Origin of the sequence: Microbacterium sp. CBA3102 (assembly GCF_007954505.1) — a bacterium.
In the GTDB taxonomy this organism is placed as follows: domain Bacteria; phylum Actinomycetota; class Actinomycetes; order Actinomycetales; family Microbacteriaceae; genus Microbacterium; species Microbacterium aurugineum.
In genome coordinates this window covers 278,400-300,030 of record NZ_CP042412.1, presented here as the reverse complement: position 1 = coordinate 300,030, position 21,631 = coordinate 278,400, and the positions used below count along the sequence as shown (strand labels likewise).

Sequence of the window (21,631 nt, the reverse complement as noted above, 5' to 3'; positions counted from 1 at the left end):
GGCCTTACCTCCCACTGTGAATCTCTACGAACCCGCCCGCTTCGGCGCCCTCCCGCTGACCAATCGCGTCGTCATGGCGCCGCTCACCCGCACGCGTGCCGATGACGACGGTGTGCCGACCGCGACGATGGCGGAGTACTACCGGCAGCGCGCAGGACAGGGACTGATCATCTCCGAAGGTGTCTGGCCGGCTCTTGAAGGCAAGTCCTACTCCGGACAGCCGGGCATCGTCACGCCCGCACAGATCGAGGCGTGGAAGTCGATCACCGCGGCGGTCCACGCCGAGGGAGGAACGATCGTGATGCAGCTCATGCACGGCGGTCGTGTGGGTCACCCCGCGATCTCGGGGGAGCCCCGGGTCGTCGCTCCGAGCGCGCTCGCCGCACCGGGACAGACCCACACGCCCGAAGGCAAGGCCGACCTGCCCATCGCCCACGCCCTCACGCTGGAGGAGATCCCCGAGGTCGTCGAGCAGTTCGCTCAGGCCGCACGTAACGCGATCGCCGCCGGCTTCGACGGCGTCGAGGTGCACGGTGCCAACGGCTACCTGGTGCACGAGTTCCTCTCGCCCGTGTCGAACGTCCGCGACGACGTGTACGGCGGGTCTCCCGAGAACCGGGCACGCTTCGCGATCGAGGTCGTGTCGGCCGTCGCTGCCGCCGTCGGAGCCGATCGCACCGGCATCCGTCTCTCGCCGCAGCACAACATCCAGGGAGTGCTGGAAGAGGACGACGCCGACGTGCACGCGACCTACACGACCGTCGCCGACGGGCTCGCGCCGCTCGGCCTCGCCTTCATCGACGTGCTCAACGCCGATCCTGCCGGCGAGCTCGTGCAGCACATCCGCCGCACGGCGGGCGCCCCGCTGATCGTCAACACCGGCTTCGCGATCGAGACCACGCGGGAAGCCGCAGAGGCACTCGTCGCCGACGGCATCGCCGATGCGGTCGCTGCCGGGCGTCCGGTGATCGCCAACCCCGACCTGATCGAGCGCTGGCGTCAGGACTCCGAGCTCAACGAACCCCGCCCCGCGCTGTTCTACGGCCGGACCGCGGAGGGATACACCGACTACCCGTCGCTGGAGTCGGTGCGCGTCGGAGCCTGACCTGCTCATCCGTGGGAGGGTGGCCGTTCTGTTCACGACCAGGTCGGTGGGCCGGCCGTAGCGTGGGGTCCATGACATTGAGACTCGGCTTCATTGGCATCGTGACCCACGACATGGCGGCCTCGCTCGCCTTCTACCGCGCCCTGGGCGTCGACATCGCGGCGGGGCAGGACGATGCCCCGCACGTAGACGCCAAGCTCGACGACGGCGTGGTCCTGGCCTGGGACACGATCGAGACGATCCGTGGTTTCGACCCCGGGTTCGTGCCGGCGACCGGTGGGCACCGCATCGCCCTCGCCTTCGACAAGGGGTCGGCAGCGGGGGTCGACGCGGCTTTCGCTGCTCTCGTGAGCGCAGGGCACACGGCGCACGTCGAGCCGTGGGACGCACATTGGGGTCAGCGCTACGCCACGCTGCTCGATCCTGACGGGAACTCGGTCGACCTCTATGCGGAGCTTGCCGCGAACTGACCCGGACTGACGCCGACCAGCCGTCGGAACTCGCGCGAGAGATGAGGCTGGTCGGCGAAACCGGCCTCCGCGGCAGCGGTGACGAGGGGGGCTCCTCGCCGCAGCAGCGCCTGCGCACGGCGGGAACGTTCGAGGCGCATCAGGGTGGCGTACCCGTAGCCGAACGTCGACAGCATCCTCCTCCGGAAGGAGCGCTCCGAGGTCCCGTGCGCCGCGGCTGCGCGGGCCGCCGACTCGCCGGTCGCCGCGAAACGATACACGTCGGCGGACCAGCGGCTCGATTCCGCCGCGTCTCCCGCGAGTGAGGACACCGCGCCCGTCGAGCGCGCGCCGTCGGCGAACGGCACCATCGCCGCGCGCAGTCGTCGGGCATGCCCCCGAGAGGCGACGGCTTCGAGAGGAACGAGCTGGTCGGCGATCTCCGCGAGGTCGAGGCCGAGCAGGTGCCCGGCGCGTCCGGGAGGGAGGCGGAAGCCGAACGAGTCGCCGGCCCCGTCGCCGCCGGCCGTGATCCACCGCGTGGAGGGCCCGGCGACGGAGATGCAACCGTCCCGCAGGATCAGGTCGACGCAGCCGTCTGCGGGGATGGGCCCGCCACCCACGCTGCCACGAGAACGCCACAGTGCAGCTCCGTGGGGCAGGCGCGACTCGGAGAACACCCCGTCATTGTCTCAGGCGCGGACGGCGGTGGTCAGAGCACGATGTCACCGGCCGTGTCGAGGGCTCGCCATCCGGTCTCCCGTGCTCCCGGCTGCGTGAGCACGTCGGAGGCGAGTAGTGGCCCGAGGTCGAGCCCGGTCAGGGTGGCGATGTCGGAGATGGGCACCTGGAACGTGCGGAACGCCGCCAATGGTGGGACGACGAGTGTCGTCTCACGGGTGTCGACCAGCGCGGACTGATCGAGCACGAAGCCGGCCGCAGTGAGCTCGTCTCCGCTGCGCCAGGCGGCGATCTTCCAGAAGCGGCGCGGGATCCGGACACCCCGGTAGGGCGGGTCATCGTCGGCGAGGATCGGCGCGGTGAAGACCGACACGCGCTGGTCTGTGGTCTCGGCGTAGGCGAGCACGTGATCCTCGAGGCCGAGCCAGAGCTCCTTGGACTGGTTGAACGCCGCCGCCTGGGGTGCGGCGTTGGGATAGAAGAAGGTCGCCTCCGCCGCCGACCTCGCCTCGGAGAGTTCGCCCCAGCCCGGGTCGCGCCGCCGCACCAAATGGCCGCGATCGAGATCGTTGCGCGCGTAGACCGCCGGCCCCGTCTGCTCATTGGCGGGGATGCGGGGATCGAGCCGCCACTCGCCCGTGCGGGGGAGTTCCCGGAGCCGGGCACCGTCGATGTTGACCGCCGTCACTGCAGCCAGTCTGCGTGCGGGGTCGAGCAGCACGGTGAAGCGCGGGTAGGGAAGTTCACGGCTCGGTTGCGCGGGGCGCGGAAGTGGCAGTGGCGTGCCGAGGAAGTCCGGGTCGTAGCCGTCAGTCATGCTCCTATCGTGCACGGGGCCTCCGACGAGGGCTATCCGGATCGAAGGGCACTACCTCTTTCGTCACCGGGCTCGACGATCACGTCGAGCGCAACTCCCTCGCAGCCGACGCGCGGAAGAGCGGCGAGACCGCTGCCGCGCACGGAGTCTCCCGTGGCCCATCGAGGATCGGTCGATACCACGACCCGACCGACGCCGTTCGTCAAGGTCACCTCGCATCCGAGTGCGGCGAAACGCGGAGTGAGGTCCTGTTCGACGGCCGACACCAGCAGGTCGAGTCCGGCGACTCCGATGCGCGCGCCGTCCACCTCGGCGGGGACCGCGATCGTGATCGTGTATTCGTCGCTGCACAGGTAGTCGACGTAGGGGCCCGCGACGTGCGGCTCTCCGGTGGCCATCGGCACCCGGAACCACTCCAGCGCGCTGTAGTCGATGTTCTCCTTGTTCAGCGACTGGGAGGCGAGAACGAGCTGTCTCCGATCCTCGCCCTGCCACCAGGCGAGGTGACTGTGCGCGTCGGTGAGGAGGTCGATCGCCGCGATGAATCCTGCTCCATAGACGGGTCTCTCCTGCAGGGCAAGGGTCGTCAGGGCGTGGGGTTCCACGAGCGTGTCGATCTTCGAGCGGGTGAGCGGGCCGGTCGCTCTCGCCTCGGTGACCTGGGCGGCGAACGGATCCACCCAGTCGAGGAGCGTGCGCACGGGCGCCGTGAAGTAGTCCTCCACGATCGCCGCTGCGGCCTGGATGGCGGTGTCGGTTGCTGTGTTCATCATCGCGTCCTCCTGTGCACGTCGATGGGGGCTGTGTTCTAGCCGGTGGTGGCCTGGAGCCGGATCAGGGCATCGATGGTCTCCGCCGCCATGAGCTCGGTTCTCGCCCCGGCGGCATCGGGGTCTCCGGCCTCCACGGCGTCGATCACGGCGGCGAGGTGAGCGGCCTGCCGTCGGAGGTTCTCGGTCTCGTAGGCGACGAGGCGCAGAAAGGGGGAGAGCTCCGCCTGCAGCTTCATCTGCTCGCGGGTGAGTCGCGCCGACTGGCTCAACGCGACGATCTCGATCTGCACGTCGTCGAGGAGGCGGCGCTGTGCTTCGGGGTCGAGGTCTTCGATCCGCTCCAGCCGGCGACGCACCCGCTGTGTTTCGCTGGGATCGGCGCGCCTCGCCGCGAGTCGGACGCATGCTCCGGTGATGGCGGCGTAGTGGGCACCGAGGTCTCGCAGTGCTAGGCGCGACGTGCGGCGCACGGCCTCTCTGGCGAAGGTGAGCGGATCGGCGTGCGCGGCGACGAAGCTGCCTCCGTTTCGCCCGCGGCGGGTGACGACGAGGCCGCGGCCCCGGAGGGCGAGGAGTGCTTCACGTACCGTCACCGGGGCGACCCCGAGGCTCTTGCTCAGGTCTGCTTCCGATGGGAGTCTCTCGCCGGCGCGGAGGTGCCCCCGCGTGATCGCATCGACCAGGCGACGCTCGACGAGTTCCGCCCTGCCTTCGTCGCCGATCGGCTGGAACAACGCCCCCTGGAGTCGATGCGGCTGCGCATGCTCCGTCTCTGTGTCGAGTCCGGGGGAGAGCTCCGCAGAGGCGTGCGTCGGGTGCGTCGTCGAGCTCGATCCCATCCTGCGATTCTCCCTTCCGCGATCACGATACCCAAGAAGTTCCTGTTGACATATTACCTATGGGTTTATATGTTTTGGTGAATCTTCCGAGTTCGACGACGATCTGAGGAGCGCGAGATGATCGCCACGGCACCCGCAGCACCCACAACACCCGAGGGCACACGCCCGGACGGGAGGGTGACTCTGAGCGGCGTCACCAAGTCCTTCGGCGAGTTCACCGCCGTCCGCGACCTCGACCTCGAGGTCGCGTCGGGGGAGTTCCTGTCGATGCTGGGCCCCTCCGGCTCCGGCAAGACCACGGTGCTGCGCATGATCGCCGGCTTCGAAGACGTCACCGCGGGCAGCATCCTCCTTTCCGGGGTGGACGTCACGCGTACGCCACCGCATTCGCGCCCGGTGAACACGGTCTTCCAGGACTACGCGCTCTTCCCGCACCTGACCATCGCCGACAACGTCGGCTACGGGCTCCGCGTGCGCGGCGAAGGCAAGGCCGCCCGGGCCGCCCGGGTGCACACCTCCCTCGAACAGGTTCGCCTCGACCATGTCGCCGACCGACTGCCCCACCAGCTCTCGGGCGGCCAGCGTCAACGCATCGCCCTGGCCCGAGCGCTGATCCTGCGCCCGCAGGTGCTGCTGCTCGACGAGCCGCTCGGCGCGCTCGACAAGCAGCTCCGCGAGCAGATGCAGATCGAACTCAAGCAGATCCAGCGCGAAGTCGGAATCACCTTCATCTTCGTCACCCACGATCAGGAGGAGGCGCTCACGTTGAGCGACCGGGTCGCGGTGTTCAACGGCGGCCGTGTCGAACAGGTGGGTGCCCCTCGAGATGTCTATGAGCGACCGGAGACGGAGTTCGTCGCGCGCTTCCTCGGCCTCTCGAACCTCATCGGCGGGGAACTCGCCGAGGCCCTCACCGGCGACCGGCGGACGATGAGCGTGCGACCGGAGCGCATGCGGCTCACGGGCCGCGATGTGGCGCTCTCCCCGGGGGAGGTCTTCCTCGACGGCACGATCACCGAGATCGTCTACACCGGCCCGGCCACCCGCTACCTGATCGCGACTGACGCGGGGATGGACGTCACCGCCGAACGTCCCAATGCCCGGCACTCCGCCGCCGACGACCTCGCCCGCGGTCACCACGTCCGTGTCGTCTGGTCTCCCGACCAGGCGGCTCGGCTTCCCTGAAGAACGCAACAACCGAACACCCGATGCACACCTGCAGCACTGATCACGAAGGAGCGATCCATGCGTAAGAAGATCCTGGCCACCACGGCGATGGCAGCCGCCGCCGTCCTCGCCCTGTCCGGCTGTACCACCGGAGGTGAGGCCACCGAAGGCTCCGGCGAACTCCAGATCGACGTTCCCGACATCGCCATGCAGGAAGCCCTCGGCGACTACGAGGGAGAGGTGAACATCGTCGCCTGGAGTGGATTCGTCGAGCCGGCGTGGAGCGACGCCTTCACGAGCGAGACCGGTTGTGTGGTGAACCGTCGTGTCGCCGGTACCAGCGACGAGATGGTCCAGCTCATGCGCACCGGCGACTACGACCTGGTCTCCGCTTCGGGGGATGCGAGCCTGCGTCTGATCGCCGGCGGCGACGTGCAGCCGCTCAACCTGGAGCTCATCCCGAACTTCGGCGACGACATCGTCGAGGGCATGAAGGGCCAGATCTACGACACGATCAACGGCAAGTCGTACGGCATCCCGATCGGTCGAGGCGCGAACATCCTGCAGTACAACAGCGAGATCGTCACCGAGGAGCCGACCAGCTGGGACGTCGCCTGGGAGAAGGACAGCCCGTATGCGGGCAAGGTCATCGCCTACGATGCTCCGATCTACATCGCCGACGCCGCGGTGTACCTGATGGCGCACGAGCCCGACCTCGGCATCACGAACCCGTACGCGCTCGACGAGGAACAACTGGAGGCGGCGATCGACCTGCTCAAGCAGCAGAACGAGATCGTCTCCGAGTACTGGTCCGACCCCGCGGCGCAGATCACGTCCTTCGCGGGCGGGACCACCGTGCTCGGCACGTCGTGGGAGGTGCTGCGCAAGCTCACGGAGGATGACAGGTTCCAGAGCGTGCTGCCCGAAGAGGGCTCGACCGGCTGGTCGGACGCCTGGATGCTGGCCACAGAATCGAAGAACCCGAACTGCGCGTACGCATGGATGGACTACTCGTCTTCCCCGGAGGTGAACGGCGCGATCGCGATGAACTTCGGCATGGCGCCGGCCAACGCCGCCTTCTGCGACACCAGCGAGGAGGCGAAGGCGCACTGCGAGTACTTCAACGCGACGGACGAGGAGTACTTCAAGAACGTCTGGTTCTGGACGACGCCGATCGAACAGTGCATCGACGGTCGCACCGACGTCACCTGCACCAACTTCCAGCAGTGGACGGACGCCTGGCTCTCGGTCAAGGGCTGAGCCGCCTCGAGGGGGTGGGTCGGCAGGCCCATCCCCTCATCCGCCCGCATCTTCCGCAACCACGAACGGGATCGACATGAAGCGCCGCCTCCGGATCGCCGGGCTCCTGGCCCTTCCGATGACCTGGCTCATCGGGATCTACATCTTCTCGCTGGTCATGCTCCTGGTGACCGCGTTCTGGATCACCGACCCCTTCACCTCGAAGGTGAAGCCGGGGTTCACGCTGCGCAACTTCGAGCAGCTCCTCGTCAATCCCGCCTACCTGTCGACATCGATGCGGACGCTGGGCATCGCGCTCGCGGTGACGGTGCTCGCCATCCTCATCTCGGTGCCTCTCGGCATCTTCATGGCCAAGATCGCGTCGCCGTGGCTGCGGGCGCTCCTGGCCGTGTCGATCACCCTGCCGCTGTGGGCCGGGTACCTGGTGAAGGTGCTCGCGATGCGCATCACCTTCACCGAGCAGGGGTTCGCGAATTGGTTGCTGGCACCGTTCGGGATCTCCGGTCCGGGGTTCAGCGTGCTCACCGTCGTGCTCACCCTGACCTACCTGTGGCTGCCGTACATGGCGGTCCCGGTGTACACCGCGATCCGCCAGGTGCCGCCCAACCTCTTCGATGCGTCCGCCGACCTCGGTGCCGGATCATGGCGAACGATCGCATCGGTGGTCCTGCCGATCATCAAGCCGGCCCTCATCGCCGGCTCCGTCTTCACGTTCTCCCTGAGCCTCGGCGACTATCTGGTCGCCCGCTTCGTCGGCGGCGACACGCAGATGATCGGCAGCGTGATCGCGTCGAACATCAACCTGAACCCGCCGCTGGCGGCCGCGTACTCGCTGGTCCCCATCGCGTTCGTCGTCATCTATCTGGTGAGCGTGCAGCGCACCGGTGCTCTCGAAAGGATGTGAGTCGCATGCTGAGACTGTCCCGCACCTCGAAGGTCGTGCTCGGCGTCATCGTCGCGGTCGTCCTCGCCTTCATGTACATCCCGCTCGCGCTCGTGGTGCTCAACTCGTTCAACGCCGCGCGCATCGTGAGCTGGCCCGTGAGCGGGTTCTCGCTCGAGTGGTGGGGCAAGGCGTTCACCAGCGAACCGGTGCGCGCGGCGCTCCTGAACTCCGTGCTGGTCGCTTCCGGCGCAACCGTGATCGCCGTGATCCTCGGCACGCTCGTGGCCTTCGCCCTCCAGAGGTATTCGTTCTTCGGACAGCGCGCCGTGAACCTCCTGGTGGTGCTGCCGATCGCGTTGCCGGGCATCGTCACCGGCGTCGCCCTCAACAACACGTACAACCAGATCCTCGAGCCGATCGGCATCCAGGTCGGCTTCTACGGCATGATCATCGCGCACGGCACCTTCTGCATCGTCATGGTGTTCAACAACGTGCTCGCCCGGCTGCGACGAATGAACCCCGGCATCGAAGAGGCCTCGAAGGACCTCGGTGCGAGCCCGTGGCAGACCTTCCTGCTGGTGACCCTCCCGCAGTTCCGCAGTGCGCTGATCGCCGGAGCGATCCTCGCCTTCGCGCTCAGCTTCGACGAGGTGTACGTCACGATCTTCACGGCTCCGCCGGGCGTCGACACCCTGCCGCTGTGGATCATGAACCAGATGGCGAGACCCAACGAGGCCAACGTCGTCAACGTCGTCGCGACGGTCGTCATCGTCGCGTCCTTCATCCCGGTGTGGATCTCACAGCGGCTGGGGAAGGAGGTCGACGAGCGCAACTGATGCAGTGCACGAGGGGGCGACGCCGAACCCGGCGCGCGTGACATCTGGGGACGACAGGTGGTTTCTACGATCAAAGGAGTTCGTTGATGGAAAAGCGCATGGGCGACGTCGTGTTCTCGCGACGTGCACTGCTGGGCGGAATGCTCGGTGCGGGAGCGATCATGCTCGTCGGCTGCGGCCCGGATGAGACGGCACCGTCGCCGTCGGCAGGGAGTAGCGGAGGACATTACGACGTCATCGTCATCGGTGCGGGATCCGCGGGAATGGCGGCGGCACGGCAACTCGTCGACGCGGGCAAGAAGGTCATCGTGCTCGAAGCGCGAGATCGCGTGGGCGGACGGATGTGGACCGACCGCACGCTCCTGTCCATCCCGCATGAGCGCGGTGCTTCCCTCTGTCATGGCGGCCCCGACACAGAGACCTGGGCATGGGCGCAACAGCTCGGGATCAAGGCCAGAAAGTTCGAGAACACCTTCTCTCGCTACAGCCCCAGCACGCCGTGGGTCGGATGGGACTCTCCGGATTTCTATGCGTTCCCGGAGGGGGCGCCGGGGCTCCCGCTCCCGCTGCCGCAGCCGGGGGAGAAGGAGTCAGCGTTGCAGTACCTGGAGCGCCTCGGCATCGCTTCGAGCAATTACCCCCTGGCGCTTCTGGGAATCCAGGTCGACACGGAGCAGTTCGCTGTGTACCCGGCTTCGGGTGTGGTCGACACCCTGGCCACCTGTCTCACCGTCTCGAAGACCGGCGTGATCGAGCCCGACGACTATGCGGGCGACTACAAGCTGCTCGGCCCGTACGTCGACGTGCTGAACGCCGTGGGAAAGGGAGTGGACGTGCGTCTCGAGACGCCGATCGAGACGATCGACTACTCGGGATCCGGAGTGAGCGTTCAGGCGGGGGAGGAGGCTTTCGAGGCCGACGCCTGCGTCGTCACCGTTCCCATCGGCGTGCTGCAGGCGCGGTCGATCACGTTCTCACCGCCTCTCGAAGACGACCGGATGGCGGCCATCGACGCGGTGAAGCAGACGGTCGCCTACAAGACCATCCTCGAATTCGATCACCCAGTGCGGCCGCAAGACTTCGACATGGTGAACCAGCACGATGAGGGGCCCTGCCAATTCTGGGACGAGTCCACCGGGATGCCCGGCTACAACGGACAGCTCATCGTGGCGTGGGACACCGGTGACCGCGCACGGGAACTGCTCGCGCTCTCGGAGCAGGAGCGATACGACGCCGCGCTCGCCGGCGTCCGCAAGCTTGCCGGAGATCAAGGGCTGAACTGTGTGGGTGCCTCGAACTACGACTGGCGCAACGATGAGTTCGCTCTCGGCGCGTATGCGACGGGTGAGCGCGACCAGGAGACGATCTATCGGCCCGCGAAGGACACCCTGTTCTGGGCTGGTGCGATCAAAAGCTCCGTCGCGAGTGCGCACTCCAGTGGGCTCGAGGCAGCTCAAGCGGTTCTCGTCGCTTCCTCGTGACGCCTGAGCTGACCGGGGGGAGCGGAGTCGACACCCTCCCCCCGGGTCAGTCGTCGGTGCGGAAGCCGGCCACCTTGTGCGTGCCGTCGCAGAAGGGCTTGAGGGCGGAGAGGCCGCAGCGGCAAAGGGCGACCGTCCGGCGGTGCGGCGCGATCGGATCCCCCTCGACGGTCAGCACCTCGATGTCGCCCCGCACCAGCAGCGGGCCATCGGGGTACGGCGTGATCGTCACAGGCTCCCGTGCGGCGCTCATACGCCCGCCCGCTGCCGGAGCGCGGAGGCCCCCGCCGTCCACGCCTCCAGAGTGGCGGTGCCACCCCAGCCGTCCACCGTCAGGCAGGCGGCGGCCCCGAACATGATGTCGGGGAGCAACTCCGGATGATCTTCGGCGAGGCTTCCCGCGAGATCACGGGCGGCGATCTGCTCGTGCACCGCATCCGCTTCCACATGCTCGTCGAAGTACGCGGTGACCGCGGCGTCGAAGCCCAGACGACGCAAGCCGTCGGCGTACAGGCGGCAGGGGATGGAGGAGGTCATCTCGTAGGCCGCCAGGTGTCCGACGATCGCTCCCACCAGGCGGCGGTTGAGGCCGAACAGCGACATCATGTTCAGCGAGGCGAGGGTGAGCGCGGGCAGATCGTCGATGTACGCGCCATAGGTCGCGTCGAGACCCGCGGCCGTCATCGCACGCGCGAAGAGCGCGGCGTGCACACGCTGTGGACGCCCGCCTCCGTACTCGTCGGACTGGATCTCGACCAGCGCGGCCTTGGCGCGACCGTCCAGCCGCGGGATCGCCCACGAGTGCGGGTCGGCCTCGCGCAGCGTGTAGGCCGAACGTTGGATGAGCATCTCCCGCGCCTGCTCCTCGGTCGCCTTCTTCACGAAGTAGCGCGAGAGGCTCGGCCCGGTGTCGGCCTCGGCGAGGGCGAAGAGGGCGCGGCCGACGGCATCCACGGTCGGGTCCGGCAGGTCGGGCGTCGGAATGCGCGCGCGCAGTGACCTCTCGAACGCCGCCTCGAGGACCTGTCTGGTCCGCAGGAGCGCGGGGTCCCACTCGAGGTCGGCGTCCAGCTGCGGCAGCGATCCGTAGGCGGAGGCGTAGAGGACGAACAGCGCGAGCTGGATGTCGTCGTCGCGCACGACGTCGGTGCTCGCTGCCACGGCGTCGGCGGCGAGTGCGGTGTGGTCGGACGCGGTGCCCTCCGTGAGATGTGCGATGACTGCGCGGCTCAGCGGGCCTCGATCGCGGAAGGCGAGGGCGGTGGGGGCGACGAGGGTGGATGCGGTCATAGGTCGGGCTCCTGACGATGGGGACAGGAGCATCCTGTGCGCAAACCCCTGACAGGTACAGGGACTTGACGCGGCGGCTCCGACGCCTCCCTAAGGGCAGGTCTCGAACGCGTACCCGTCGTCACCGGGCGTGACGAGATCACGGTCGCGGAGGACCATCGAGGAGGGCGCGTCGCTGTCTGCGCACATCTCGATGAACGGGCGGGGGAGTTCATCCGTGTACTCGATGTCGATGACGTGTTCTCCGTAGACCGCGGTGTACACGCCGCACTCCCGGTACACCGCGCATTCCTCGGTGACCGCGAAGTCGAAGCCCGCTTGCTCGTGCAGTGTGGATGCGTCTTCCGCGGCGTTCTTCTGTCCGGCAGCGAGCCCCGCCGCGTGGGCGGCCTCGACGTAGAGGGTCGCCAGCGCGAGGTTGTCCTCGAGCGAGAGCGCGCCGTCCGACCGCGAGTACGAGTCGAGGTTGTCGAACTCCACGGCATCGAAACCCGACTCGGCGCAGCCCTCGATCCACGCGGTCACGGTGTCGGCGATCCGCTCGCGGCGCTCGGCGCTCGCCGTGTCGGGCAGGGCCTCATCCGGCCAATCCGGATCGAACACGACCTCGCCGTCGTGCCGCAGCAGGAGATCGTCGGGCCAGGAACCGAGCTCAGCCGGTTGGGTCTGGAAACCGTTGACGTAGCAGATCGAGTAGACGCCCGGTGCGGGATCGGCACCACGGTCGCGCCCCACGATGCCGACTTCCGGCGCGGGATCATAGGCACCACCGAGCTGATAGTCCGGAACAGCGCCGGCCGGCGGGAGCGCAGGGGCGCGCTCGGACTGGGGCGTCGCCGGAGCAGCTGCACACCCTCCGAGCGTGAGCACCAGTGCCACGAGGGCGGAGAGCGGCGCGCCCCGGCGCGTCCGACCGTCGGGTCTGCGCGGGCCCCTCGACGAGGTCAATGCGGATCCGTGCCGGAGGCCGCGATGTCCGCCGGGACGGGCTCGGCCGGATTGCGACGGATGCCGATCCACGACACCACCCCGCCGATCACGAGCAGTATCGCGGTGACCCACGCCGCACTGTGGAACCCGTCGAGGTCGAGCTGCCCTCCGACGATCGTGGAGAGCATCGCGACCACGAGCAGCCCGGCGACGCGGGAGACGGCGTTGTTGACTGCCGAGGCGATGCCGGAGTGGTTCTCATCGATCGCACCGAGGATCGCGGCGGTCAGCGGGGCCACGGTGAGAGACAGACCGAGACCCATCACGATCATCGCGGGCAGCACCTGCCACCAGTAGTCGAAATCGTCGGCGACCGACAAGAGCATCAGTGCTCCGACGGCCATGATCAGCGGTCCGACCGTCATGAAGATGCGCGGACCCCACCTGCCCGCCCAGCGACCGGCGCGCGAGCTCACCAGGATCATCAGGATGGTCATCGGCAGGCTCGCGAGGCCGGCGGCCGTCGCGCTCAGCCCGGCACCCTGCTGCAGATAGACGCCCACGACGAAGCCGTTGAGCGACAGGGCGGCGTACACGAAGAGGGTGGCGAGGTTTCCCCAGCCGAAGTCGCGCACGCGGAACAGCCACAGCGGCATGAGCGGGGAGGCGGAGTGCTGCTGGCGCCACAGGAACAACCCGAACAGCGCGGCGCCGGCGACCGCGGGGATCCAGATGGCGGGCGACTGCCATCCCATGTTGGGCTGCTCGATCAGCGCGAACACCACGGCGCCGAGCCCGATGGCGCACAGGGCACCGCTCCACCAGTCGACCTTGATACCGCGCGGATGCTCGGGCAGATGCAGACGGGCCAGCAGGAACAGGGTGATCGCGATGGGGACGACGTTGATGAGGAAGACGAACCGCCAGGAGATGAAGTCGACGAACAAGCCGCCCAGCAGCGGCCCGACCAGTTGCGCCCCCGTGGTGAACGCGGTCCACACCCCGATGGCCCGGGCCTGGACATCGGCGCGCATGGTCGCGGTGATCAGCGCGAGCGAGCTCGGGACCAGCAGTGCTCCGGCGGCGCCCTGTGCGGCCCGGGCGACGATCAGCATCAGCGGGTCGACGGCGGCGGCGACCGCGATGGAGGCGATGCCGAAGGAGACCAGGCCGATGCGCATCACGAGGACGCGTCCGTACGCGTCGGAGACGGAGCCTGCGAGCAGGATCAGGGCGCTGAGAGTGATCAGATACGCGTCGACCACCCACTGCTGTGTGGTGATGCCGCCGCCGAGTTCACGACTGATCGCCGGCAGTGCGACGTTCACGACCGTGCCGTCGAGGAACGTCACGAACGAGGCGAGCACGGCGATCGAGATCACGAGGCGCTGGAGAGGGGCGAAGGATGCCACAGGCCGACCTTACTCCCGGTGACGGACCCCGGGGGCGGTGGGGGGTCAGGCCACCGGTGCCGGGGTGCCTGCGGCGAGCAGACGGGCGAGCATCGGCGTCCCGCCCTGGTCGAGGGCCCGACGTTGCCGGTCGGCGCCGGTGCCGACCGCCCGCAGTCGGGCGATCCCTTCGCGGACCCGCTCGTCGTCGCCGAGGTCACGGAGAGTGGGGGCGATGACGGCGAGCATCCGATCGGCGACCGCCCAGGCGGCGGCGACCGCTCCGGTCGTGGGATCGATCATGCGGGCGTCCATCCCGTGGCGGGCGGCCGTCCACAAGGAGGCGTCGAGGCCGTCGGTCCCGGCATCCCCGTGCGGCTGCTCGTCGGTGAGGACGATGGCGCGGGAGAGGACGGCGGCGAACACGGCATCCTCCGCGGTCAGCTGCGCATCGAAGACCCGAAGCTCGACCGTGGGGAAGCGATCCGAGATCCGCGCCGCCCAGGAGAGGGCCGCCGGGTCGGTGATCGCCCGCAGATCGACGAGCCGCTCCACCTGCGTGCGGTAGTCGTCGAAGTCGCGGAACCGCGGTGGGCTCCACGATCCCGGCAACCGGCGGATCAGGATGCTCCGCCAGCTCGAGAAGCTCGAGTCGCGTCCGCCCGCGAACGGGCTGTTGCCGGTGAGGGCGAGCAGCACCGGGAGCCAGCCCCGCACCCGGTTGAGTGCGCGCACCCGATCCTCGTCGTCGAGCACCTCCACATGCACATGCAGGCCGTTCACCTCGTGGTCGCGGGTGAGGTGGCCGAGCCACGACGCGACGTCGTCGTAGTGCGCGGAGGGCGACACCCTCGAGGAGCGGGTCGTCGCGAAGGGGGTACCGGTACCCGCGGCGATCGCGCTCTGCTCGCGGGCGTGCCAGCCGATCAGGCCGCGGAGATGGGTCGACTGCGCCTCCGCATCCGCGGCGGTCGACACCGGTTCCGTGAGGCATTCGATCTGCGAGGTCAGGAACTCCTTCGTGACCTCACCGCCCGTTCGCAGCCGGGTGATGCGCTCGCGGGTCCCTGCGGCGAGGGTGACCGGCGTGAGCGAGTGCGCATCGACGAAGAGGAACTCCTCCTCGATGCCGAAGCGCGTCATCCGCAGCCTCAGTGATCTCTGAGCGCGGAGATCAGCTCCGACTTCCGTTTTCCGCTGTAGCCGGTCAGACCCAGCTCCTTGGCTCGTCTGCGCAGCTCGGGGACCGTCCAGTCCTCGTAGTCGCCGTGCTCCCCGCCGCGGCGCCCGACCGCACTGCGGCCCTCTTTCGCGGCGGCGTTCGAGATGCGCGCGGCTTTCTCCTTGGATGCCCCGTCGTTCCGAAGCTCTTCGTACAGTTCGGGATCCTTCAGCGAGTTCTCGCGTCTTCCTGGCATGTGCTCGTCTCCTTCGCGCACTCGGAGGGTGGAAGTCAACCCCCTCGGGCAGATGGTCTTCTCGGGCTAGCGTGAGGGCACCGCAGTCGGGCGTCCGCGCCTGCCGAAAGAAGGGAAAGACCGATGAACATCCTCCTGATCATCGTCATCGTCGTCGCCGTGATCCTTGCGATCACCGGAGGACTGGTGCAGTCGCTCCAGTTCCTCCTGTGGGTCGGGCTCGTCCTCCTCGCGATCGCTGTGATCGCCTGGTTGATCCGAGCGATCAGCGGCAGCCGCAAGGTCTGACGACTCACAACGTCTGACCCATCGAGGTGAGGCCCGCCCTTCGGCGGACCTCACCTCTTCGGTGTCCGGGGGACCGGTCCTTACTTCTTGTCGAACGCGTCGCGGACGCTGTCTCCGGCCTTGCCGGCTGCGTCCTTCACGTCCTCGCCGGCCTGCTTGGCCGAAGCCTTCACCTGGTCCGCCTGGCCCTCGGCCTCGAGTCGCTCGTTGTCGGTGAGCTTTCCGACGCCTTCCTTGACCTTTCCGGCGGCCTTCTCGGCAGCGTGCTTCATGTCGTCTGCAGCACTCATGTTCTGCTCCTCTCGTGGGCGGATTCGATTGGGTCCGACCTTTCCACGCGGGCGCGGAAGCAGCTACGGGATTGACAATCGAGGCGGGTCGTGTCAACGTTCTGCCCCCCATCGACGCAGCGGGTGCGGAGGACTAGCCTGGCGCCAGGCGGGTGGTCGTGCCCGTCGACCCGACCGAGGAAGCGGTGTGCGATGGACTCGATGATGATGGGCGCCATGTCGAAGAACATGGAGTCGATGCCGGACATGCAGATGATGGACATGTCGGTGGTGCAGGCGTGCATGGATGCGTGTGCGGCGTGCGAACAGGCCTGCACGGTGTGTTCGACGCAGATGATGGACTGTTCTCCGGCCTGCATGAACTGCGCGGACATGGCGAGCACGATGATGCGATCGATGCTGCGGATGCAGGGGATGACGCCGGCCTCGATGATGGCCATGCTCGATGCGTGCATCGCCATGTGTCAGACCTGCATGGATGAGTGCATGGAGCACGCCGACATGAGCGAGGTCTGCCGCCTGCGCGCTCAGGCCTGCCAGGCGTGCATGGACGCGTGCGCGGCGATGAGGGACATGATGATGGCGGGTGCCTGAGCCGCGGTCGGCTCAGACGGCGGCGACGTTGAACTGCGTGCGTCCCACCGCGAGGACCGCGTAGCGGGCGTGCAGCGCCACCGGTGTTCCGGGCCCCGCCTCGAGTGCCGCGCCCGAGGCGTTCCACAGCGCGTGCACGGCGCCGTCGAGCGTGCGCACGACGAGGTCGCCCGCCACCGGGTCGGACGCCTCCACGATGCCGTCGACCCATTCCGCGGAGGTCGCCGAGGCGATGCGCGCCTGGATCAGGTGCAGAGCGTGACCCGGAGCGAAGGACGAGCAGCGGCCGCCGTTGCTGCACATGCACGCCGCACGCTCACGCACCGGGACGGGCGAAAGGCGGTTGAGCGGCGTGGACACGGTGGTCTCCTTCGGATCGATGTTCTGAAAAGAGTAGGTCGCCTGCCGATCCCGGGCGAGGCGGCCCGACATGCGGCGAAACATACGGGTGTAGAATCGCCGGGTGCTGTCGTCGATGAGCGCCCCTCGGGCGCAGAGCGGAGCTGCAGGCGCCCCTCGCGCCGCAGACAGAGGCTGAGGACCGGCCGGAGGCGGAACCCCGTCGCCGGTGTCGCGTCGTACCCGGCTTCCCTGTCCGGGCTCCTCACTCCGATCGACTCGCCCGTCGCGGCGAAAACCTGAAAGCACTGCTCCCATGCGTCCCATCGACGAGCGCGCCATCCGCGCCTCCTTCCTCAACGCCTCCCGCAAGGAGGTCTCCGACCTGTCCCTTCCGCCCGGCTTCGCTGAGATCGACTTCGAGCGGCTCGACTTCCTCGGCTGGGTCGACCCGAAGATCCCCCGTCGGGCCTACGTCGTCACCTGGGTCGACGACGCCGTGGTGGGCGTCTTCCTGCAGCGCGCCGAGCAGCGGGTGCTCGCCCGCGCCCAGTGCTCGTGGTGCGAAGACGTCACGCTCCGCAACGACGTGCAGCTGTACGTCGCGCGCAAAGCCGGACCTGCGGGGCGCAAGGGCGACTCCGTGGGCGTCCTCACGTGCGCCGAGTTCGGCTGCAACCGCAACGTGCGCATCCTGCCGCCGCTGGCCTATCAGGGCTTCGACCGGGAGTTCGCGCGCGACTTGCGCATCCTGCGCCTGCAGGAACACGTGGCGGGATTCCTCGCCGAAGTCGGCGGGCGCGCGGACTAGACGGAATGTGCGCGCTCGGTGATCCGGGCGCGCACGTGCTCCCACGCAGGTTCCGCCAGAGCCGCCGACCGGCGGGCGAACTCGTCGAAGCTGCGCCGACCGGGCCAATCCGTCGGCAGCATCGACGGCGGCAGGCCCGGGTCGGTGTACGGCAGCACCCGCCAGCGGTCGATCAGCTGCACAGACGCGGCGAAGGGCTCCGTCGGCAACGTCGCGAGAGACGCCTGGAAGGCGAGGTGCTCGGCGCGCAGCGCGTCGAGGTCCCACCACTGGGCAGCCGCCTCGACGAGCGTGCCGGCCGGGGCAGGGGCGGAGGCCAGGAACAGCGTCGTCCAGCGCCGCGCGTCGAGCTCGTGGAGGATCTGCAGGGCCTCGTCCTTGAGGTGCCCGGGACAGATCCACAGCGCGGGCGACACGACTCCGGCACCGATCCACTGCAGTCGGCGACGCAGTTGATGACGGGTGCTGCGAGCGCTCTCCGGGATCGAGAAGGAGACCAGGCACCACGGGTCGGTATCCGTCATCTCGCGCATCTCGAAGATGCGACGGTCGCCGCGCTCCAGCATCGGGATCGCGGCCGGGTTCAACCGGTAGCCGATCGTGTCGTCGCGCTCGGCGAGCAGCAGCCCTTTCTGCTTGAGGCGGGTGATACCGGTGCGGGCTTGCGTGGGCGGGATGCCGAGGTCTCCCGCGAGTGCCACCAGGTCCGCCGCCGAGATCCATCCGCCGAGAGGACGCAGGAAGACGCCGATGAACGTCCGCAGCAGCGAGGCCGTGCTGCCGGGACGCGCATCGATGTCGTCGAGGACGGGGGCGTCCGGGAAGTCAGAAGTCACCGGACTCCAGCGCGTCGCGGACGGCGAGCACACCCGTGATCGTCTCGACGTGCGAGGTGCTCAGCGGGGAGAGGCCGAGGCGGATGCCGTCGGGGAAGCGAAAGTCCGGGATGATCCCCTCCGCCCACAGCTTCCGCGTCACGTCCCGGAAGTCGGCATGGCCAATCGTCACGTGTCCGCCCCGGAGTTCGGCGTCGCGCGGGCTGAGCAAGCGCACCCCGAGGGGCGCGAGGACGGCATCGTAGGCCCGGACCGCCAGATCGGTCAGGGACCGGGATTTGGCACGCACGCTCTCGATCGTCGACCCCTCGATCAGGTCGAGCATCCCCTGCATCGCGAGCATCGATGTGACCGGCGGTGTGCCGCTGAGCAGCTGGCGGATATCGCCGGACGGCACGTACTCGGGGCCCATCGCGAAGATGTCGGCGGCACTCCACCACCCCTGGATCGGCTGCCGCAGCACTCCGTGGAGCCCGCGGCGGAGGTACGCGAAGGCGGGGGATCCCGGGCCACCGTTCAGGTACTTGTACGTGCAGCCGACCGCGAGGTCCACGCCCCAGTCGTCGAGCTGCATCGGCACGACGCCGGCGGAGTGACACAGATCCCACATCATCAGCGCGCCGGCCTCGTGCGTGACCGAAGTGATGCCGGGCATATCCGCCAGGGCTCCGGATCGGTAGTCGACGTGGCTGAGCGACACCAGGGCCGTGCGCTCCGAGACGACCGCGGCCACGTCGGCGACGGTCACTCCGGCCACGGGGTCGGGTTCCAGCCAGCGCAGGGTCAGGCCGGTCTCGGCGGCGACGCCTTCGGCCAGGAAGCGGTCGGTGGGGAAGTTCCCCGCCTCGATCACGAGTTCCGTCCGGGTGGGATCGGCGGTCGCGGCGGCACGCATGAGCTTGTAGATCAGCACGCTGGTCGAATCGGCCACGACGGTCTGGCCCGCGCCGGCTCCGAGTGCCACGCGTCCGATGCGGTCGCCCAACTCCATCGGCAGCGCCATCCACTGTTCGTTCCAGGAGCGGATGAGCCGGGTGCCCCAGTCCTCGCGCACGAACGCGGCGAGCTTCTCGGGGATGTCGCGCAGCGGACGGCCGAGGGAGTTGCCGTCGAGGTAGGCCGTGACCCCCGGGGCGTCGGCGAACGCGTCGAGGTGCGAACGCAGCGGGTCGGCGGCGTCGAGGGTGCGCGCGAGGTCGAGCAGTTCACGGTCGAGGGGGTCGGTCATGTCACACCTTCAGGTCTGCGGGGATGAGGGGGCGGGCGGCGAGCGGGTCGGCGGTCGGGGGAGAGGCGCCGGGAAGGAACAGGAGCGTCGCCGACGGGGCGAGCGGATCCATCGGGGCGAGCGCGTGCAGGAGCGCATCGGAGTGGAGGCCGGCCTCGCGGAGGGCGGCGATCTCCCGGGCGTTCAGGTCGTTCGGCATCGGTCCGTTGCCCAGGTCGGTGCCGTAGAGCACGGTCCCTCCTGCCGCGTGGAAACGGCGGACGTTGTCGATCGCGATCGCGCGCGCGGGGCCGTCGTGGATGGCGAGGGTCGAGATCCACGACGCCGAGGCCGCCTGTCGTGCGATCTCCTCATCGTCGAGCCGTTCCGTGAACGGCGCATGGGCGAGGCGGGCGGCGCCGAGGGCGATGACGCGCTGCGCCTCACCCGGCCCCTCGGCGTGGGCGACGACCGGGAGGGAGCGGCTCGCAGCGAGGCCGACGATCGTGCGGAACAGGTCGTCCGAGAAGACCGGTCCGGCCGTGCTGTTGCTTGTGACCTTGAGACACGAGGCCCCGGCATCCGCCATCTCGGCCACCGCATCCGCCGCTGCTCTCTCGTCCGCGACCTCGCGCACCGAGCCTTCCGGCGCCCACTCGCGGTCGGAGGGGTATCCACCCGGGGCGGCGACGAACGCCCCCGCGAACTCGACCACGAGCGCGTGCGCATGCGGGTGCGGGTGCGGGTACGGGATCGAAAACGTGCCGGAATCGCGGGTCGCGGGCGCGTTTTTGATCCCGCCACGCGCGAGTCGGCGCAGCACGCCCGGGTTGCCGCCGAGGTCGACCACGCGTCCCAGGCGCGAACTCGACAACTGCGCGTGGTCGACGAGTTGCAGGTGCACGTGGTGGTCCGTGAACCCGCCCAGCACGACACCGTCGAGGCGGGGGAGGTCGGCGTCGGGGTGCCCATCGCTCAGCCGCACCCGCCCGTCGACGAGCTCGACGACGCCCTCACGCCAGCCGACCCCGTCGAAGAACGTCGCGGCGTGCATCAGCTGCCGATCTCGGTGCGCACCGTGTAGAGCTCGGGGAAGAACGTCAGATCCAGGGCGCGCTGCAGGAAGCCGACGCCGCTGGATCCGCCGGTGCCCACCTTCATGCCGATCGTGCGGGAGACGGTCTTGAGGTGCCGGAAGCGCCAGAACTGGAAGTTGTCCTCGAGGTCGACCAGGTCTTCGCACGCTTCGTACAGGTCCCAGTACCGGTTCGGGTCCTGGTAGATCTCGCGGATCGCGGCCACCAGCTCCGGGGTCTCGCGGTACGGCTCGCGCACATCGCGGTCGAGGATCGACGACGGCACCGGCAGTCCGCGCCGGGCGGCGAACCGCAGGAACTCGTCGTACAGGGTCGGCTTCTCCCACTCGGCCGTGAGCAGCGCGAGGTTCGCGGGGTGGTCGGCGAAGACGTTCAGCATCTTCTCGTTCTTGTTGCCGAGGGCGAACTCCACCGCCCGGTACTGCACGGACTGGAACCCGGACGAGTTGCCGAGTGCTCCGCGGAACTGTGCGTACTCGGTGGGCGTGAGGGTGGCGAGCACCGACCACTGCTGCGTCATCACGTCCTGGATGCGCTTGACCCGGGCGATGCGCTTGAGTGCTTCGCGCAGGTCGTCACGGGCGAGCAGCTCCCGAGCAGACGAGAGCTCGTGCAGCAGCTGCTTGAGCCACAGCTCGGTGGTCTGGTGCTGGATGATGAACAGCATCTCGTCGTGGTGCTGCGGCTCGCTCACCGGGTGCTGTGCCGTGAGCAGCTGGTCCAGCGCCAGGTACGACCCGTAGGTCATCCGGCCGGACAGATCGGTGACGATCCCGGATTCGAGGGCGCGTTCGTTCTCGGTGCTCATGCGCCGAACATATCACTTCTGTGGCGAGCGTCACAGGT

The 21,631-nt window shown here is 68.6% G+C and carries 26 protein-coding genes; 10 read left to right on the top strand and 16 right to left on the bottom strand.

The annotated features are described in order from the left end of the window. Positions 1–16: 16 nt before the first annotated feature. A complete protein-coding gene (locus FGL91_RS01585) occupies positions 17–1,105 on the top strand; it encodes an alkene reductase (protein ID WP_153242884.1) in 1,089 nt (362 codons plus the stop codon). Between the two features lie 71 nt (positions 1,106–1,176). Beyond that, positions 1,177–1,575 carry a VOC family protein gene (locus FGL91_RS01580; RefSeq protein ID WP_047524445.1) on the top strand — a complete coding sequence of 133 codons (399 nt, stop codon included), beginning with the start codon at positions 1,177–1,179 and terminating at the stop codon, positions 1,573–1,575. On the opposite strand, the gene FGL91_RS01575 is transcribed toward FGL91_RS01580, so the two are convergent. The 4 genes from FGL91_RS01575 to FGL91_RS01560 are packed head-to-tail and all read right to left on the bottom strand — an operon-like array spanning position 1,551 to position 4,664. Continuing rightward, positions 1,551–2,234, bottom strand: coding sequence for a helix-turn-helix transcriptional regulator (locus FGL91_RS01575; RefSeq protein WP_153242883.1), 684 nt, complete (start codon positions 2,232–2,234; stop codon positions 1,551–1,553). The two genes, FGL91_RS01580 and FGL91_RS01575, sit on opposite strands and share 25 nt — an antisense overlap. A 32-nt stretch (positions 2,235–2,266) precedes the next feature. Further along, positions 2,267–3,052, bottom strand: coding sequence for a DNA/RNA non-specific endonuclease (locus FGL91_RS01570; RefSeq protein WP_153242882.1), 786 nt, complete (start codon positions 3,050–3,052; stop codon positions 2,267–2,269). Between the two features lie 32 nt (positions 3,053–3,084). Beyond that, on the bottom strand, positions 3,085–3,825 hold the full coding sequence (locus FGL91_RS01565; protein WP_227991800.1) for a cache domain-containing protein: 741 nt from the start codon (positions 3,823–3,825) through the stop codon (positions 3,085–3,087). A gap of 35 nt (positions 3,826–3,860) precedes the next feature. Beyond that, positions 3,861–4,664, bottom strand: a complete 804-nt coding sequence (locus tag FGL91_RS01560; protein WP_131492310.1) for a FadR/GntR family transcriptional regulator — start codon at positions 4,662–4,664, stop codon at positions 3,861–3,863. Between the two features lie 117 nt (positions 4,665–4,781). On the opposite strand from FGL91_RS01560, the gene FGL91_RS01555 reads away from it, so the two are divergent. The 5 genes from FGL91_RS01555 (at position 4,782) to FGL91_RS01535 (ending at position 10,294) form a co-directional block, all read left to right on the top strand. Further along, on the top strand, positions 4,782–5,849 hold the full coding sequence (locus FGL91_RS01555; protein WP_153242881.1) for an ABC transporter ATP-binding protein: 1,068 nt from the start codon (positions 4,782–4,784) through the stop codon (positions 5,847–5,849). Between the two features lie 60 nt (positions 5,850–5,909). Continuing rightward, positions 5,910–7,091, top strand: coding sequence for an extracellular solute-binding protein (locus tag FGL91_RS01550; protein ID WP_153242880.1), 1,182 nt, complete (start codon positions 5,910–5,912; stop codon positions 7,089–7,091). A gap of 76 nt (positions 7,092–7,167) precedes the next feature. Beyond that, complete coding sequence (locus FGL91_RS01545; RefSeq protein ID WP_131492313.1) at positions 7,168–7,995, top strand: ABC transporter permease; 828 nt, start codon at positions 7,168–7,170, stop codon at positions 7,993–7,995. A 5-nt stretch (positions 7,996–8,000) separates the two neighbouring features. Further along, positions 8,001–8,813, top strand: a complete 813-nt coding sequence (locus FGL91_RS01540; protein WP_131492314.1) for an ABC transporter permease — start codon at positions 8,001–8,003, stop codon at positions 8,811–8,813. Between the two features lie 86 nt (positions 8,814–8,899). After that, positions 8,900–10,294 carry a flavin monoamine oxidase family protein gene (locus FGL91_RS01535; protein WP_153242879.1) on the top strand — a complete coding sequence of 465 codons (1,395 nt, stop codon included), beginning with the start codon at positions 8,900–8,902 and terminating at the stop codon, positions 10,292–10,294. Between the two features lie 46 nt (positions 10,295–10,340). On the opposite strand, the gene FGL91_RS01530 is transcribed toward FGL91_RS01535, so the two are convergent. From FGL91_RS01530 to FGL91_RS01505, 6 genes are all read right to left on the bottom strand, one after another. Then, entirely contained in the window at positions 10,341–10,547 is a 207-nt protein-coding gene (locus FGL91_RS01530; RefSeq protein ID WP_131492316.1) for a CDGSH iron-sulfur domain-containing protein, read from the bottom strand. Continuing rightward, positions 10,544–11,584: an iron-containing redox enzyme family protein gene (locus tag FGL91_RS01525; RefSeq protein WP_134352165.1), complete on the bottom strand. Its 1,041-nt coding sequence runs from the start codon at positions 11,582–11,584 to the stop codon at positions 10,544–10,546. The genes FGL91_RS01530 and FGL91_RS01525 overlap by 4 nt, the downstream gene beginning before the upstream one ends. A gap of 90 nt (positions 11,585–11,674) precedes the next feature. Then, positions 11,675–12,463, bottom strand: coding sequence for an endo alpha-1,4 polygalactosaminidase (locus tag FGL91_RS01520; RefSeq protein WP_416202655.1), 789 nt, complete (start codon positions 12,461–12,463; stop codon positions 11,675–11,677). A gap of 65 nt (positions 12,464–12,528) precedes the next feature. Then, positions 12,529–13,926 (bottom strand): MFS transporter, encoded by a 1,398-nt coding sequence (locus tag FGL91_RS01515; RefSeq protein WP_131492319.1) that lies wholly within the window; start codon positions 13,924–13,926, stop codon positions 12,529–12,531. 45 nt (positions 13,927–13,971) lie between these two features. Next, positions 13,972–15,048, bottom strand: coding sequence for a carboxylate-amine ligase (locus FGL91_RS01510; RefSeq protein ID WP_153242877.1), 1,077 nt, complete (start codon positions 15,046–15,048; stop codon positions 13,972–13,974). Positions 15,049–15,056: 8 nt separating this feature from the next. After that, complete coding sequence (locus FGL91_RS01505; RefSeq protein ID WP_131492321.1) at positions 15,057–15,323, bottom strand: Rho termination factor N-terminal domain-containing protein; 267 nt, start codon at positions 15,321–15,323, stop codon at positions 15,057–15,059. 123 nt (positions 15,324–15,446) lie between these two features. Here FGL91_RS01505 and FGL91_RS18830 point away from each other — a divergent pair, with 123 nt between their 5' ends. Further along, the gene (locus tag FGL91_RS18830) at positions 15,447–15,611 is read left to right on the top strand and encodes a hypothetical protein (protein ID WP_017201713.1); all 165 of its coding nucleotides are present in this window, start codon (positions 15,447–15,449) and stop codon (positions 15,609–15,611) included. A gap of 80 nt (positions 15,612–15,691) precedes the next feature. On the opposite strand, the gene FGL91_RS01500 is transcribed toward FGL91_RS18830, so the two are convergent. Continuing rightward, positions 15,692–15,901: a CsbD family protein gene (locus FGL91_RS01500; RefSeq protein ID WP_047524645.1), complete on the bottom strand. Its 210-nt coding sequence runs from the start codon at positions 15,899–15,901 to the stop codon at positions 15,692–15,694. A gap of 216 nt (positions 15,902–16,117) precedes the next feature. Here FGL91_RS01500 and FGL91_RS01495 point away from each other — a divergent pair, with 216 nt between their 5' ends. Then, on the top strand, positions 16,118–16,495 hold the full coding sequence (locus FGL91_RS01495) for a hypothetical protein (protein ID WP_227991798.1): 378 nt from the start codon (positions 16,118–16,120) through the stop codon (positions 16,493–16,495). Between the two features lie 12 nt (positions 16,496–16,507). Here FGL91_RS01495 and FGL91_RS01490 read toward each other — a convergent pair whose 3' ends face one another. Beyond that, positions 16,508–16,927: a DUF1380 domain-containing protein gene (locus FGL91_RS01490; protein WP_227991796.1), complete on the bottom strand. Its 420-nt coding sequence runs from the start codon at positions 16,925–16,927 to the stop codon at positions 16,508–16,510. Between the two features lie 223 nt (positions 16,928–17,150). Between FGL91_RS01490 and FGL91_RS01485 the strand changes: the two genes are divergently transcribed. Beyond that, entirely contained in the window at positions 17,151–17,645 is a 495-nt protein-coding gene (locus tag FGL91_RS01485) for an FBP domain-containing protein (RefSeq protein ID WP_131492322.1), read from the top strand. On the opposite strand, the gene FGL91_RS01480 is transcribed toward FGL91_RS01485, so the two are convergent. From FGL91_RS01480 to FGL91_RS01465, 4 genes are read right to left on the bottom strand one after another with little or no spacing between them, the layout of a single operon-like run. Beyond that, a complete protein-coding gene (locus FGL91_RS01480; RefSeq protein ID WP_131492323.1) occupies positions 17,642–18,481 on the bottom strand; it encodes a PaaX family transcriptional regulator C-terminal domain-containing protein in 840 nt (279 codons plus the stop codon). The two genes, FGL91_RS01485 and FGL91_RS01480, sit on opposite strands and share 4 nt — an antisense overlap. Then, positions 18,471–19,709, bottom strand: coding sequence for a kynureninase (locus FGL91_RS01475; protein ID WP_153242875.1), 1,239 nt, complete (start codon positions 19,707–19,709; stop codon positions 18,471–18,473). The genes FGL91_RS01480 and FGL91_RS01475 overlap by 11 nt, the downstream gene beginning before the upstream one ends. A 1-nt stretch (position 19,710) precedes the next feature. Beyond that, the gene (locus FGL91_RS01470; RefSeq protein WP_153242874.1) at positions 19,711–20,742 is read right to left on the bottom strand and encodes an amidohydrolase family protein; all 1,032 of its coding nucleotides are present in this window, start codon (positions 20,740–20,742) and stop codon (positions 19,711–19,713) included. Further along, a complete protein-coding gene (locus FGL91_RS01465) occupies positions 20,742–21,593 on the bottom strand; it encodes a tryptophan 2,3-dioxygenase (RefSeq protein WP_153242873.1) in 852 nt (283 codons plus the stop codon). Before FGL91_RS01465 ends, FGL91_RS01470 begins: the two co-directional genes overlap by 1 nt. Positions 21,594–21,631 lie beyond the last annotated feature (38 nt).